The organism is Rhodococcus sp. FW305-130 (genome assembly GCF_058788335.1).
The window spans coordinates 1-14,449 of record NZ_JBYTAP010000009.1; the positions used below are offsets into that span (position 1 = coordinate 1).

Annotated in this window: 14 protein-coding genes; 10 read left to right on the forward strand and 4 right to left on the reverse strand. The window is 62.0% G+C overall.

Annotation, left to right across the window (positions count from 1 at the left end; all coding sequences use genetic code 11):
• From AC3WQS_RS25350 to AC3WQS_RS25360, 3 genes are all read right to left on the reverse strand, one after another.
• Positions 1-134 (reverse strand): thiolase family protein (locus tag AC3WQS_RS25350; protein ID WP_455769918.1); only part of this gene is annotated, 134 nt, incomplete at its 3' end.
• Positions 131-793, reverse strand: a complete 663-nt coding sequence (locus tag AC3WQS_RS25355) for a 3-oxoacid CoA-transferase subunit B (protein WP_492713203.1) — start codon at positions 791-793, stop codon at positions 131-133. The genes AC3WQS_RS25350 and AC3WQS_RS25355, both read right to left, overlap by 4 nt.
• Entirely contained in the window at positions 790-1,557 is a 768-nt protein-coding gene (locus AC3WQS_RS25360) for a CoA transferase subunit A (RefSeq protein WP_153211317.1), read from the reverse strand. The genes AC3WQS_RS25355 and AC3WQS_RS25360 overlap by 4 nt, the downstream gene beginning before the upstream one ends.
• Positions 1,558-1,724: 167 nt before the next feature.
• On the opposite strand from AC3WQS_RS25360, the gene AC3WQS_RS25365 reads away from it, so the two are divergent.
• Positions 1,725-2,504 (forward strand): IclR family transcriptional regulator, encoded by a 780-nt coding sequence (locus tag AC3WQS_RS25365; RefSeq protein WP_030535888.1) that lies wholly within the window; start codon positions 1,725-1,727, stop codon positions 2,502-2,504.
• On the opposite strand, the gene AC3WQS_RS25370 is transcribed toward AC3WQS_RS25365, so the two are convergent.
• Complete coding sequence (locus AC3WQS_RS25370) at positions 2,501-3,103, reverse strand: helix-turn-helix domain-containing protein (protein ID WP_492713202.1); 603 nt, start codon at positions 3,101-3,103, stop codon at positions 2,501-2,503. The two genes, AC3WQS_RS25365 and AC3WQS_RS25370, sit on opposite strands and share 4 nt — an antisense overlap.
• A 110-nt stretch (positions 3,104-3,213) precedes the next feature.
• Here AC3WQS_RS25370 and AC3WQS_RS25375 point away from each other — a divergent pair, with 110 nt between their 5' ends.
• The 9 genes from AC3WQS_RS25375 (at position 3,214) to AC3WQS_RS25415 (ending at position 14,431) form a co-directional block, all read left to right on the forward strand.
• On the forward strand, positions 3,214-4,620 hold the full coding sequence (locus AC3WQS_RS25375) for an MFS transporter (protein WP_070385427.1): 1,407 nt from the start codon (positions 3,214-3,216) through the stop codon (positions 4,618-4,620).
• A gap of 96 nt (positions 4,621-4,716) precedes the next feature.
• Positions 4,717-6,624 (forward strand): alkyl/aryl-sulfatase, encoded by a 1,908-nt coding sequence (locus tag AC3WQS_RS25380; protein ID WP_046378066.1) that lies wholly within the window; start codon positions 4,717-4,719, stop codon positions 6,622-6,624.
• A 17-nt stretch (positions 6,625-6,641) separates the two neighbouring features.
• Positions 6,642-7,622, forward strand: coding sequence for a linear amide C-N hydrolase (locus AC3WQS_RS25385; RefSeq protein WP_019747534.1), 981 nt, complete (start codon positions 6,642-6,644; stop codon positions 7,620-7,622).
• Between the two features lie 104 nt (positions 7,623-7,726).
• Positions 7,727-9,058, forward strand: coding sequence for an MFS transporter (locus AC3WQS_RS25390; RefSeq protein ID WP_019747533.1), 1,332 nt, complete (start codon positions 7,727-7,729; stop codon positions 9,056-9,058).
• A 46-nt stretch (positions 9,059-9,104) separates the two neighbouring features.
• The gene (locus AC3WQS_RS25395) at positions 9,105-10,298 is read left to right on the forward strand and encodes an anhydro-N-acetylmuramic acid kinase (protein WP_492713201.1); all 1,194 of its coding nucleotides are present in this window, start codon (positions 9,105-9,107) and stop codon (positions 10,296-10,298) included.
• Positions 10,295-11,170, forward strand: a complete 876-nt coding sequence (locus tag AC3WQS_RS25400) for a MurR/RpiR family transcriptional regulator (protein WP_042950990.1) — start codon at positions 10,295-10,297, stop codon at positions 11,168-11,170. The genes AC3WQS_RS25395 and AC3WQS_RS25400 overlap by 4 nt, the downstream gene beginning before the upstream one ends.
• A gap of 71 nt (positions 11,171-11,241) precedes the next feature.
• Positions 11,242-12,159 carry an N-acetylmuramic acid 6-phosphate etherase gene (gene murQ / locus AC3WQS_RS25405; RefSeq protein WP_020968668.1) on the forward strand — a complete coding sequence of 306 codons (918 nt, stop codon included), beginning with the start codon at positions 11,242-11,244 and terminating at the stop codon, positions 12,157-12,159.
• Positions 12,160-12,939, forward strand: a complete 780-nt coding sequence (nagB, locus tag AC3WQS_RS25410) for a glucosamine-6-phosphate deaminase (RefSeq protein WP_046378067.1) — start codon at positions 12,160-12,162, stop codon at positions 12,937-12,939. It begins immediately after the preceding gene.
• Between the two features lie 76 nt (positions 12,940-13,015).
• The gene (locus AC3WQS_RS25415; protein WP_046378068.1) at positions 13,016-14,431 is read left to right on the forward strand and encodes an FAD-dependent oxidoreductase; all 1,416 of its coding nucleotides are present in this window, start codon (positions 13,016-13,018) and stop codon (positions 14,429-14,431) included.
• The last annotated feature ends 18 nt before the right edge of the window (positions 14,432-14,449 follow it).

Consider the following 14,449-nt stretch of genomic DNA (forward strand, 5'->3'; position numbering starts at 1 on the left):
ACTCCGGACTTGTCGAGGGCGCCTTTGATGGCGATGCCGCCGAGGTCGGACCCGGAGAGGTCTTTCAACGATCCGAGGAGTCGACCCATCGGGGTACGAGCTCCCGCAACAATCACAGTGGTCGTGTCGGTCATGTCAGTTCAACTTTCAGTTCGGTGCCGGTCGCGGCGACAACGTCTTCGACGCTGACATCGGGGGCGAGTTCACGCAGGACGAGTGGGCCTTCGTCGCTCACATCGATGACGGCGAGGTTGGTGATGATCCGATTCACCACGCCCTGGCCGGTCAGGGGCAGGGTGCATGCGTCGACGATCTTGGGGTTGCCGTCGCGGTCGTTGTGCTCCATGACGACGATGACACGCCGGGCACCGTGGACGAGGTCCATTGCGCCGCCCATGCCCTTGACCATCTTGCCGGGGACCATCCAGTTTGCGAGGTCACCCGTCTTCGACACCTGCATGCCGCCGAGAACGGCGGTGTCGATGTGGCCGCCGCGGATCATCCCGAACGAGAGGGCCGAATCAAAATATGCCGCACCGGGATTGACGGTCACGGTCTCCTTGCCGGCGTTGATGAGGTCAGGATCGACGTTGTCCTCGGTGGGATACGGTCCGGTACCGAGAATTCCGTTCTCCGAGTGCAGGACCACACGAACGTCCGACCCCAGGTATCCGGGAATCAGTGTGGGAAGACCGATTCCGAGATTGACGTACTCGCCGTCGATCATCTCTGCAGCCGCCCGCGCTGCCATCTGCTGGCGCGTCCAACCCGTCACTGTCACTGGTGCGGTCATCGTGAGGTTCCTTCCGAAGCGCTGACGGTTCGCTTTTCGATTCGCTTGTTCTGAGGGCCGGTGTGCACAATTCTCTGCACGAAGACTCCGGGCAGGTGTACCGATGCCGGGTCGATTTCACCGGGCTCGACCAGACGTTCCACCTGAGCAATGGTGACCCGTCCCGCCATCGCGGCGAGCGGGTTGAAGTTCATTGCGGTCTTGTCGAACACGAGGTTGCCGTCGGTGTCACCGAGAACAGCGTGCACGAGTGCGTAGTCGGCGTTGATCGCCTCTTCCATCACGTAACGCTTGGTTCCGAAGACGCGAGTCTCCTTCGGAGGCGATGCAATAGCGATCGAGCCGTCGGCGTCGTAGCGCCAGGGCATTCCGCCGTCGGAGATGGGGCTACCCACTCCGGCCGGTGTGAAGAATGCGGGGATTCCGGTTCCGCCGGCGCGCAGACGCTCGGCGAGCGTGCCCTGCGGCGTCAGTTCCACTTCGAGTTCGCCGGCCAGGTACTGCCGGGCGAACTCCTTGTTCTCACCGACGTACGACGCGGTCACCCGTCGGATACGTCCGGCGCTCAGCAAGATTCCGAGACCGTGATCGTCGACGCCGCAGTTGTTGGAGAACACCTCGAGGTCGGTTGCACTCGTTGCTGCGATCGCGTCGATCAATACGTCGGGGATGCCGCACAAACCGAATCCGCCGACGGCCAGCGTTGCTCCGTCGACGATGTCGGCGACCGCGTCCGCCGCGGACTCGTACACCTTTGCTGTCATGTTTTCTCCCTGCCAAGCGTTCATTGAGTAGACACTCACTCACTTCGCTATCCAGTGAACTATCTCCAGTTCACAGGTTCAAGGGATCTTGAATATCAACACAGAACTGATCGACTGCTGACCATCTGAAGAAAATTCGTTCACTGAATGGACGCTAGGATGAACTCATGCCTACTCACGAGCAATCACCGGCCATGGTCGCGCGGGTGGCGGCACTTCTGCGAGCCCTCGGCGCCTCTGAGCCAACGGGCATTTCCACCACTGAATTGGGCAAGGTCACCGGCCTCGCTCGGCCCACCGCGCACCGACTGCTCACGTCTTTGGCTGCCGAAGGACTGGTCGACCGTGACGCACGAACCGGTCGGTGGTCTCTCGGCCCGGAGTTGTACCTCCTGGGCGCCGCGGCCGGAAATCGGTACGACATCACCGACCGCGCTCGCGACATCATCGACGACCTCGCCCGGGTCACGGGGGAGAGTGCATTCCTCTCGGCACGTCGCGGCGACGAGACCGTCTGCATCTTGAGTCAGGAAGGCAGTTTTCCGCTGCGATCTCACGTGCTGCACGAGGGGAAGCGATTCCCGTTGGGGGTCGCGTCGGCGGGGCTTGCCATCTTGAGTCACCTACCGACGCGGGACGTCGACGACTATTTCGCCCGAGTGAATCTGGAGTCGGAATGGGGTGAGATCCACAGTGAGGCATCAATCCGCGAGCGAATCGAGTCGACGCGTGTCACCGGCTATGCCGTCAATCCAGCCCTCATCGTCGAGGGAAGCTGGGGGATGGGTGCCGCGGTGTTCGACCGCAACGGGCGCCCGGACTGGGCGCTGAGCCTGACCGGAGTGGAAACTCGCTTTCGGCCCACGCGTCATGCCGAGTTGGGAACGCTACTTCTCGAGTACGCTCATACACTGTCGAACCGACTGAAAACGCATGCAGTGGTCTAACTTTCGGGAACTGCGTCATGCGCAGCAGCAGTTCTTGCCTTCGTTCGCACGTGGGCCTTCTCGCCTTGCGGGCCGAACAGATGCAAGATCTCCACTATCTGGTTGTCGGCGGGCCCGAACCAATGCGGCTCGGACGTGTCGAACTCCGCGACCTCACCGGGGTGCAGGACAACCTCGTTCGTACCCAGAATGAGACGCAGATCCCCAGCGAGGACGTAGAGCCATTCGTAGCCGGCGTGGGTGACGAGCTTCGGTGGACGTGGACCGATCACCTGTTTGAAGACCTGCACCCGGCCCGGATAGCGCGTCAACGGAACGACGGCACTGCCGTTCTTGCGTCGACTCGGGGTGAGATGGACCCGAGGATCGCCCGTGGCGGGAGCGCCGACGAGTTGGTCCAGCGCGACCTGGTGAGCACGCGCGAGCGGTAACAGCAGATCGAGGGTGGGACGACGCTTACCCGATTCGAGTCGCGACAGTGCGCTGACGGAGATGCCGGTGGCGTCGGACAGGGCCTCGAGGGTCAAATCGCGATCCCGACGAAGCGTTCGCAGTCTCGGCCCGATATCGGTAAGCAACTGCTCGAGTTCGGCGTCCATGCGCTCATCTTTGCAGTTTCTGCAAATTTCTTACCGGCTTCGCGGGCCGGGTTGCGACGATCCTTTCGACTGGCGGGCACGGCAGAACACTTCGAGAGATGGAGTCCGAGATGAAACCTTCGAGCGGGATCGACGAACCGCAAGTGATCGGACTTGACGCACGCCGCCGGTGGGGCATTCTGGCCATCTGCTGCACGAGCTTGTTCGTCGTCGGGTTGGACACGACCATCGTCAACGTCGCTCTCCCCGCGATCGGGGAGGGATTCGGCGTCGGAACCGTTGGTCTCGAATGGATCGTCAACGCGTACACGCTCGTCTTGGCGAGCTTGCTGATCTCGTCCGGCGCCCTGGCCGACAGGTTCGGTAGAAGGCGGATCTTCCAGATCGGGCTGGTCGTTTTCGGGGTGGCGTCGATCGTCTGCGCGCTGGCCCCGTCGGTGGGAGTTCTGATTGCGGCGAGGATCGCGCAGGGAGTCGGTGGGTCGATGCTCAGTCCGGTGGCCCTGGCGATCGTCGTCAACGTGATGACCGACCCGAAGGAGCGAGCCAAGGCGATCGGCGTGTGGGCTGCGGTCTTCGGTCTGAGCATGGCAGCAGGACCGATAGTCGGCGGAGTCCTCATCGAGAGCTTCGGTTGGAGATCCGTTTTCTGGATCAACGTGCCCGTCATCGCAGTCGTTCTTGTGCTGACCGCGGTGTTCGTACCGCAGTCCCGGGCTGAACAACCTCGACGTCTCGACTTACCGGGGCAGGTGCTTCTGATGGTCGTCGTGGGCGGATCCGTGGCGCTGCTCATCGAAGGCCCACGAATCGGGTGGCTGGCCTCCGGTGCAATCGCGGGTTACGTCGCCGTCGCTGCCGCGCTGGCAGCGTTCGTCCGCGTCGAATCGAGAAAGAGCGAGCCGCTCATGGACCCCTCGCTGTTTCGGCACCGGCCGTTCACCGCGGCAGTCCTCGGCGCGATCGTGGTGTTCGTGGCACTCAACGCGACGCTGCTTCTGGGCACCTTCTACCTTCAACAGGCGCGTGAAATGACTCCCGCCGCCGCGGGCGCGATGACACTACCGATGGCAGTCGCGGCAACCATCTGTGCGCCGTTGTCGGGGATTCTCGTCGGGCGCTTCGGTGCACGATTGCCGTTGCTGATCGCCGGAAGCTTCACCGCGCTCGGCGGACTGTGCCTGGTCTCTCTCGACAACAGCACAGGCACTTCGACGTTGCTCGTCGCGTACCTGTTCCTCGGTATCGGCTTCGGTTTCTCGAATGCTCCGATCACCAACACCGCCGTCAACGGACTACCGAGATCGCAGGCAGGCCTTGCCGGCGGGATCACCTCCAGTGCAAGGCAGTTCGGCGCTGCTCTCGGTGTGGCGCTGGCCGGCGGCATGATCGCAGGCAGCGCACAATCAGACATCGCCGAGGCATCGAGAGCGGGTTGGATCCTTGTTGTCGCCTGTGGGCTCGTGGTTCTTGTCATCGCCCTGGCGTCGGGAGGTTCCGAGAAGACGAAGGGGTGAGGAGCGTGAGTTCACCCTGCGCGGGTGATTCCAACGCCGCTGCCGCCGGATAGAGATTATGGGGTATCTGATCGTCGTATCCGAGCGGGGAGAGCCATGTGCCAGACACCTAAGGACGCAACACCGGCCACCGTGGCGGTGAACCGCGAAGCGGTCACGCGGTACGCCATGGATGACCGGCAAGATTTTGTCGACGCGGATCGTGGCTTGATCGCACCGTTGCCTGGCAATGTTCTCGGCGACGACGGGCATGTGGTCTTCGACCCCGAGGCATTGGCGTACATCGGTGACGACGTTCCGGCGCCGGACACCGTCAATCCCAGTTTGTGGCGCCAGAGTCAGGTAATTCGCCGGGGTGGGCTCTACCAGGTGACGGATCGCCTCTACCAGGTGAGGAACAACGACATCGCAAACCTGACGGTCGTCGAGGGTGATGAAGGCCTGATCATCATCGACTGCATGGCGGGAGTCGAATCAGCGCGCCAGGGCATGAAGATGATTCGCGAGCACGTCAGCGACAAGCCGGTTGCAGCGATCATCTACACGCACACCCATATCGACCACTACGGCGGAGTCAAAGGCATCATCGACGTCGAGGACGTTGCGTCGGGAAAGGTGCCGATCATCGCGCCGGGCACGATCGCATCGTTCGACAAGTTCGCAATCGGCGAGAATGTTGTTGCCGGCAATGCCATGGCGAGGCGGTCGTTCTATGCCTTCGGCGGATTGCTCGACCTCGGTCCGAAAGGGGCGGTCTCGTGCGGGATCGGCGTGCTCAGCACCAAAGGCCCTCAGATCTCGTATATTTCCCCCACCGACGGCATCACCGAAACCGGAACGAAGCGAGAAATTGCGGGTCTGGAGTTCGAATTCCTCTATGCACCCGATACCGAGGCTCCGGAGGAGATGCACATCTGGATCCCCGAACTCGCTGCACTGACGTGTGCGGAGAACGCCAATCATTCACTCCACAACATCCAGACCCTGCGCGGTGCGCGTACCCGCGATGCCCGCAATTTCGCGCGATACCTGGACGAGACTTTGGAACGGTGGGGCGACGACGCGGCGGTTCACTACGGACCGCACACCTGGCCGGTGTGGGGCAACGAGAACCTCGTTGGCTTCATCGAATCACAAAGGGATACCTACAAATACATTCACGACCAGGCGCTCCGGCTGGCGAACAAGGGATACACGCCGCTCGAAGCCGCCGAGGTGATCGAGCTACCCGAGGAGCTCGGCCGCAAGTGGCACAACCGCGGGTACCACGGAACTCTGCATCATGACGTGCGTGCCGTGTACACCAAGGAACTGGGAATGTGGGACGGCGATCCGGTGACGCTTCATCCACATCCACCGGTCGAGTCGGCGAAGAGGTTCGTCGATCTCCTTGGGGCGCAGAAGATCCTGGATGAGGGTAAGCGAGCATTCGACGCCGCAGACTACCGGTGGGCGGCAGAGATCCTGCACAAGTTGGTGTTCGCTCAACCGGAGAACACCGAGGCGAAGAACCTTCAGGCTGACGTCTACGAGCAGATGGGGTATCAAGCCGAGGGGCCTCAGTGGCGAGGTATCTACCTTTCGGCAGCGTTGGAATTGCGTGAGGGCTCGCAACCCCCGCCGTACATCACTGCGAGCGAAGACAGCGTCCTCGCGATGCCCATCGATATCTTGTTCGACTTCGTAGCAGTGCATCTCATCGGAGACAAGGCAACTGACGTCGACCTCCACATCGATTTCGTGTTCACCGATCACGACGACGAGACCTGGACGGCCTGGGTCAGGCGCGGCGTCCTCAATGCCCGCCGGGGCGCGGCGTCGAACACGCAACTGACGGTGTCCGGGCCGAAAGCTGCACTGATCGGCGCACTTCTGCAACCGGGCGCGGCTGCGGAACTTGCCAAAGCCGGGAAGATTTCGCTCACCGGAGACGAATCGGCGCTGGAGACATTGGGAGGGCTGCTGGATACCTTCGATCCCAGTTTCAATATCGTCACGCCGTGAGGAAGGGATAGTTTTCGATGTGTACACGCTTGGTCTACTTGGGGCCCAACGACACTGTGATCACTGCTCGATCGATGGATTGGAAGGTCGATCTCGGAACCAATCTCTGGGCATTTCCGCGGGGCATGACGCGCGAGGGTTGCGCGGGTCCGAACTCGATTCAGTGGACGTCGAAATACGGAAGTGTTGTCGCAACGGCCTACGACATGTGCACAACCGATGGGGTCAACGAGGCAGGACTGTCTGCAAATCTCTTGTGGTTGGTCGAGTCGGAGTACCCGGCATACGACGGCTCGACGCCGGGTCTGTCCATCGCAGCGTGGGCGCAGTATGTTCTGGATTGTTTTGCGACAGTTCAGGAAGCAGTCGAGGTGTTGGCAGCGGAACCGTTCACCGTCGTGACTGCTGCTGTTCCTGGCGAAGACCGTCTCGCTACCCTTCACATGTCACTCTCGGACGCCAGGGGAGACAGTGCGATCATCGAATACGTCGGTGGACGCGCGACTATTCATCACAGCCGTGAGTACCAGGTGATGACAAATTCTCCGATCTTCGATCAGCAACTCGCGGTCAACGAGTACTGGAAGCAGATCAACGGGACTGTGATGCTGCCCGGAACGAACCGTGCCGCTGACAGATTCGCCCGCGCGTCGTTCTACGTGGATGCGATACCGCAGACGGACGATCCGCGGTCCGCGTTGGCGTCGACGTTCAGTGTCATTCGCAATGTCTCGGTGCCGCTGGGTATTTCGACTCCAGACGAGCCCAACATCTCGTCGACCCGCTGGCGTACGGTGGTCGATCACAAACGCGCGCTCTATTTCTTCGAGTCCGCGATGACCCCGAATACGTTCTGGGTGGATGTGGCGTCGATGGATCTCGGGGAGGGGACGCCCGTCCGCAAGCTCGGGCTGGGCCCGAACGAGAGCACGGTCTACTCCGGAGACTCCACCGACCAGTTCGAACGGGCGGAGGCATTCACGTTCGCAGGAGCGTAGGGATTCGGGGACCCACGAAAACCCAATTGTGAAACTTCTTGACATTTCTACTCCGTTCAGATGAAACTTTGTTGCATATTCGGGTTTCGTCAACGGAGGACGGCATGGGCATCACAGTGCAGACACGGAACGATGGTGCGCAGCTCAAACGGCGCAGGGCGCTCGTCGCCGGCTCCGTCGGAAATTTCATCGAGTGGTACGAGTTCGGTGTGTACGGGTTCTTCGCGACGATCATCGCGTCGAACTTCTTCAGCGCCGACGGCTCCGGCGACCTCGAAAGCCTGATCAAGACCTACGCGTCGTTTGCGCTGGCCTTCTTCTTCCGCCCAGTGGGGGCCGCGCTGTTCGGCCGACTCGGTGACCGCATCGGCCGACGCCCCACCTTGGTGATCGTTCTTCTGCTGATGTCGGGTGCGACGACCCTGATCGGTGTGCTCCCCACCTACGAGAGCGTCGGAATTCTGGCACCGCTGCTCTTGACGGTTCTTCGGATCCTTCAGGGACTGTCGGCCGGAGGCGAGTTCGGCGGCGCGGTGTCGGTGATGACCGAGTTTGCGCCCCCGGGACGACGCGGACTGTACGGGTCGTGGCAATCGTTCACGGTCGCGCTCGGATTGCTCGCCGGTGCCGGAATCGCGGCGCTCCTCGCGACAGTTCTCGACTCCGGTCAGCTCAACGACTGGGGCTGGCGCATCCCGTTCCTCCTCGCACTTCCGATGGGCCTGGTCGCACTGTGGCTCAGGCTCCGACTCGAAGAAACGCCGTCGTTCGAGCGTGCCCGCGCAGTCCAGTCCGAACCGACAGTTGATGCAGCGACGCCGGTAGTGCAGCCGACTGTCGGCGAGACCGCCAGGGCGATCCTGCTCGGCATCGGTCGGTTGATGGGTTGGTCTGCGGCGGGTTACACGTTCCTCGTCGTGATGCCGACTTATCTTCAGAGTTCACTCAACGCGACATTCCATCAGGCGCTGGTTGCTTCGGTACTTGCCAATGCCGGCTTCGCAGTGACGATTCCGCTTGCGGGCGGGCTCAGTGATCGCATCGGAAGACGCGCGGTCATGCTCACCGGCACCGTTTTGATCTTGGTCCTTGCGTTGCCGCTGCTCAACGTCCTGCAGAATGAGCAGACGTCTCTGACCGCCAAGGGATTTGCAGTGTTTGCCGCCGGCGCCGCAGTGGGACTTGTCGCCGGACCCGGACCCGCCATGCTCTCCGAGATGTTCCCCACCTCGGTCCGGTACACCGGATTGGGACTCGCATACTCCCTGTCCAACGCGGTCTTTTCGGGCTGCGCCGGTCTGATAATCACGTGGCTGATCAAGGAAACTTCCAATCTCGATATTCCGGCCTACTTCGTGATGGCAACGTGCGCCGTCAGCGCGATCGCTTTGAGTACCTTGCGAGGAAATGCCCACAAGCGGGCACTCGTCGACTGACCGCAGCTTGCCCGAATGCCGAAACGATCCGAGTAAGGGAAATTTCATGAGAGTCATCGGCCTGATGTCCGGTACTTCGTACGACGCTATCGATGCTGCCGCAGCAGATATCCGGATCGACGGGGACACTCTTGTGCTGACCCCACTGGGGATGGTCAGCGAACCATATTCCGGTGAGTTGCGGGCAGCGGTGGCCGCTGCGGTACCGCCTGCGTCCACCACTGTCGGTCAGATCTGCCAACTCGACACCGAGATCGGGCAGGCATTCGCGGCCGTGGCTGCGCGGGCGAACGCGGAACTGTGTGGCGGCAGTGCGGAATTGATCTCCTCACATGGGCAGACGATGTTTCACTGGGTCGAAGGAGCGCAAGTAAAGGGCACTCTCCAACTCGGGCAGCCGGCCTGGATAGCCGAGAAGACCGGATGCACCGTCGTGTCGGACCTGCGCTCTCGCGACGTGGCGACGGGTGGACAGGGTGCACCATTGGTCAGCGCGTTCGACGTATTGTGGCTCAACGGAAGAACTTCGGGTTCCGTCGCGCTCAATCTCGGTGGCATCGCGAACGTCACTGCTCCGGGTGGCGGCGGTACGACGGCAGATGGTCCCGCAGTACCGATTGCCTTCGACACCGGCCCGGCAAATGCGCTGATCGACGCGGCGGTAAGCGAATTCACTGCGGGGGAGCAGTGGTTCGACCTCGGTGGCGCTCTGGGTGCAGCCGGCACGCCGAACGTCGATCTGCTCGCACATCTACTGAGCGAACCGTATTACACGCAGCCCGCTCCCAAGAGCACGGGCAAAGAATTGTTTCATCGGGACTATCTGCTCGCCGCTCTGCGGGGCTACGAGTCGTTGTCTCTGGCAGACATCGTCGCGACTCTGACTGCACTTACGGCCCGGACCGTCGCCGATTCCGTCAAAGCACTCGCGGCCACCGAAGTGGTGGTGTCAGGTGGTGGCACCAAGAATCCGACGTTGATGACGATGCTCCGTGACGAACTGGGCGACATCGCGCTTGTCTCTTCGGACGAACTCGGAGTCACCTCCGACATCAAGGAAGCATTGGCTTTCGCGGTTCTCGGCTTCCTCACCGCACACGGATTGCCCGGCAGTATTGCGTCGTGCACCGGTGCGCGTCACGCCAGTGTGCTCGGATCTTTGACGCCAGGAAGCCGTGGGCTGCCTAGAATCACATCGGTGCCGTCAGCTCCGAAAACGATGCGAATCGAGGCGTTATGACTTTGGACCGGAGTGCTCCGGCGTCCGTCGACCTGCTTGCTCGTATTCGCGCATCACTGAGCAGCCTCTCACCTGCCGAGCTGCGGATCGCCGAAATCATCGAAGCCGACCCCAGCCTGGCGTCCACACTGACGGTCAACGATCTTGCCGAACGAGCGTCGACAAGCACGGCGACAGTGGTCCGCACAGCCAAAAGGCTCGGATTCGAGGGGTATCCCCAGCTTCGTCTGGCATTGGCGGCCATCAGCGGTTCCGCGTCAAGTGATTCGATTCCACTCGGTGTGGACATCGTTGCCGCCGACTCTGCCAGTGAAGTCATGGCCAAACTCGCCGAGTTCGAATCCGAACAACTCAAGGGCACAGCACAATTGACTGACCCTGTTGCACTCGAAGAAGTGGTGTCGCGGATTCGATCCGCCCGCCGGGTCGAGGTGTACGGCATCGGCGCGTCAGGCATCGTCGCGCAAGACCTCACGTTGAAGCTCTCGCGGATCGACGTCAACTGCCGGGTTCATCTCGACCGAGACGCGGCGATGGTCAGCGCCAGTTTGCTCGGACCGGACGACATAGCAGTGGGAATCTCGCATTCCGGCGAGACTTCTGATGTGGTCGAACCGCTTGCCCTTGCCCGTCGTACCGGGGCGTCGACGGCCGCGATCACCGGCGGGGCGCGGTCGACGCTCGCTGTGCAGTCACACCACGTTCTACTCACTGCCGGTAGAGAGTTCGGTTTCCGGTCGGCAGCAATGGCAAGCCGCACCGGCCAGCTGTTGGTAGTCGACACAATTTTTGCGATGGTCGCGCACTCGCTGCCGAGCGCCCTGTCTGCGCTGCAACGAAGTCATGATGCCATTGCTTCGAAGCGTCACTGACGAGGAGTCGTCGCTGTGATTACTGACGAGGAGTCGGCGTAGTGAAATTTGATCGAGGAGGACTCGCCACAATGCAATTGGACATGCTGTCTACCGAGAGACCGAACCCTCTCACCCGCGATCTCGACGTCATGTCGGTGTCGGATCTGCTGACGGTGATGAACCAGCAGGACGCAATCGTGGCCGACGCGGTCGCGGCGGTGTTACCGGCCATCGAAGCCGCAGTCGATTCGATCGTCACCGCTCGGGCACAAGGTGGTCGGCTGATCTACCTGGGAGCTGGGACCAGTGGGCGTCTGGGAGTGCTCGACGCGGTGGAATGCCCTCCGACTTTCGGGACCGATCCAGGCGAGGTGATCGGAATCATCGCCGGTGGCCCGGGAGCGTTTCTGAACGCCGTCGAGGGAGCAGAGGACGATCCGCGAGCGGCTGGGGCCGACCTCGACGCAATCTCGTTGAACGCCACGGACGTCGTGGTGGGTCTGGCGGCGAGTGGTCGTACTCCCTACGTCATCGGGGGACTTGATCATGCCCGCGCACTCGGCGCCGCAACAGTGGCAGTCTCGTGCAACCGAAATGCGGCAATGAGTTCGCACGCCGGAGTGGCCATCGAAGTGGAGACCGGCCCCGAGATCCTCACCGGATCGACGAGGCTCAAGGCCGGGACTGCACAGAAGATGGTGTGCAACATGCTTTCGACGGCAAGCATGGTCCGTTCCGGCAAGGCGTTTCACAACCTGATGGTCGACCTTCGGCCTACCAACGCCAAACTGGTCGATCGTGCAAACCGGATCGTCGCGGCAGCCACCGGAGTGGATACCGAGATCGCTTCGGAGACCATCGAGAATGCCGACGGTCATGTGAAGGCAGCGGTCGTCATGTTGTTGGCCGAATGCGACTTCGCCGAAGCAACCGAATTGTTGGATCGCGCTTCGGGTTCCGTACGCGAAGCCATCGTCGGAGCCGGCAAGAGCAGAGAGGAAGCCTGAATGGAAATCGTCATAGTTCCCAGTCCGGAAGACGGCGGGCGAATCGCTGCCGACATCGTTTGCGGCGCAATCGAAAACGGAGCCCGGACGCTCGGCCTCGCGACGGGATCGTCACCGCTGCACACGTATCGGGAGCTCATCAAGCGGCATCGAGAATCGGGAGTGTCGTTCGCGGCGATGAGCGCGTATCTTCTCGACGAGTACGTAGGTCTCACGCCCGATCAGCCGCAGTCCTACGCGCACACTATCCGCACGGAACTCGTCGATCACCTCGACATCGACAATGCGCGAGTGTTCAGCCCCGACGGGGGATCCGCGGATCCCAGTGAAGCTGCACGGCGTTACGACGCTGCCATCGTCGACAACGGTCCCATCGACGTGCAGATTCTCGGCATCGGTCTCAACGGGCACGTCGGCTTCAACGAGCCGTCCTCCTCACTCACATCGCGTACCCGAGTGAAGACCTTGACCGAGAGGACCCGCGCCGACAACGCACGGTTCTTCGCAGACCCAGCCGATGTGCCGCATCACGTGATCACGCAGGGTCTCGGAACCATCAGTGATGCAAAGCATCTTGTGCTGATTGCGGAGGGGGCGCGCAAAGCCCCCGCGGTCCGGGCTGCGATTGAAGGTCCGGTGTCGGCGTTCTGCCCGGCATCGGTACTTCAGTTGCATCCGCACGTGACAGTCGTCGTCGACGAGGCAGCGGCCGGTGAACTCCAACTGGCGGACTTCTACCGCTACACAACCGAGCACAAGCCGGCCGAGCAGGGCTACTGAAAAGCGGGCTACTGAAAAGCGGGTTACTGAAAAGCGGACTTGATCTCCAGCGCAGTTGAGGTCCTAGCCTCGGGGCATGATCAACGCTAGAGGTTCAGCGGTATCCCCGCCGGCGGCGCCCCGGATTCTCTCACCACCGCTCAGGGTCTCGATCGTCGGAGCGGGGCCGGCGGGAATCCACGCTGCCGGCGCTCTCGCTGAACTGGCTCCTGGCACCAAGATAGACATGTTCGAGCGTCTACCGACGCCGTACGGACTCGTGCGCTACGGTCTCGCCCCAGGTCACGCCGAGTCCGAAAAGTTCGTCGATTCTCTGCACACCGCGCTGGTCGCCAGTGACTTCCGGCTGTTCTGCAACGTAGAGATCGGAAAGGACCTTTCCGTCGAGGACCTACGTTCTTCCTACGACGCGGTGATCATTGCAACCGGTGCGCCGCGGGATGCACTACTCGACATTCCAGGCGTCGAGCTTCCCGGTTCATTCGGGGCCGCCGATTTTGTCGGTTGGTACAACGATCACCCCGACGCCCCCCAACATTGGCCCCTGCACGCCGAGTCGGTGGCAGTGATCGGCGGCGGCAATGTCGCGCTCGATGTCACGCGGATGCTCCTCGTAGAGGCGCAATCGCTGCAGGCCACGGACGTCTCCGACGAAGTTCGGGAAGGGATCGCCGGCAGTCGCGTTCGTGAAGTACACATCTTTGTCCGGCGCGGACCCGCCGACGCTCGATTCTCCCCGAACGAGTTGCGCGCTCTCGGTGAACTACCCGGCGTAGATGTTGTCGTCGATGCTGCCGATGTCGCGCCGGACCGGCATATCGAGCGGATGACAAAACAGTTGGTGCACGCCCGACTGGCAGTCGAGACACTCCGTAGTTTCGCGGGCACTGCACCTGCCGACCGAACTGCCCAGCGTCGAGTTCACCTGCACTTCTACCGACAGCCCGTGGAGATTCTCGGTAACGGGAAAGTCGAGGCACTCCGCGTCGAGCGGACTGACCCCGACGGCTACGGTCACGTCACCGCTTCGGGTGTCTGTACCGACTATCCGGTTCAAGCTGCGTACCGGGCAATCGGATTCCTCGGCACGCCACTTGCCGGGGTGCCCTTCGATCACGGGCGCGGCATAGTTTCGCACCGGAGCGGCGCGGTGGTCGACGAGAGCGGTCTACCGATCGCGGGCTTGTTCGTGACCGGTTGGATGAAGCGCGGTGCCGCGGGGCTGATCGGTGCGGCGCGGCCAGACGCCCGCCAAACAGTCGAAACGATGCTGCGCCAACTTGATTCGTTCGGCGGGCGCCGAGCAGATCGCAGCCGGATCGAGGAGGTCCTCGCGGCCGGCGATCTGTTTCCCGTCGATTGGGAAGGATGGCTTCGTATCGATGCCGCCGAAAAGGACCTCGGTGTCGAGCACGGACGTCCACGCGTCAAGATCGGTGACCGCGAAGAACTCGTTCGTATCGGCACGAAGTCGGCAGTTCACGCCGAATAGATTCGCTGGGGTCAGAGG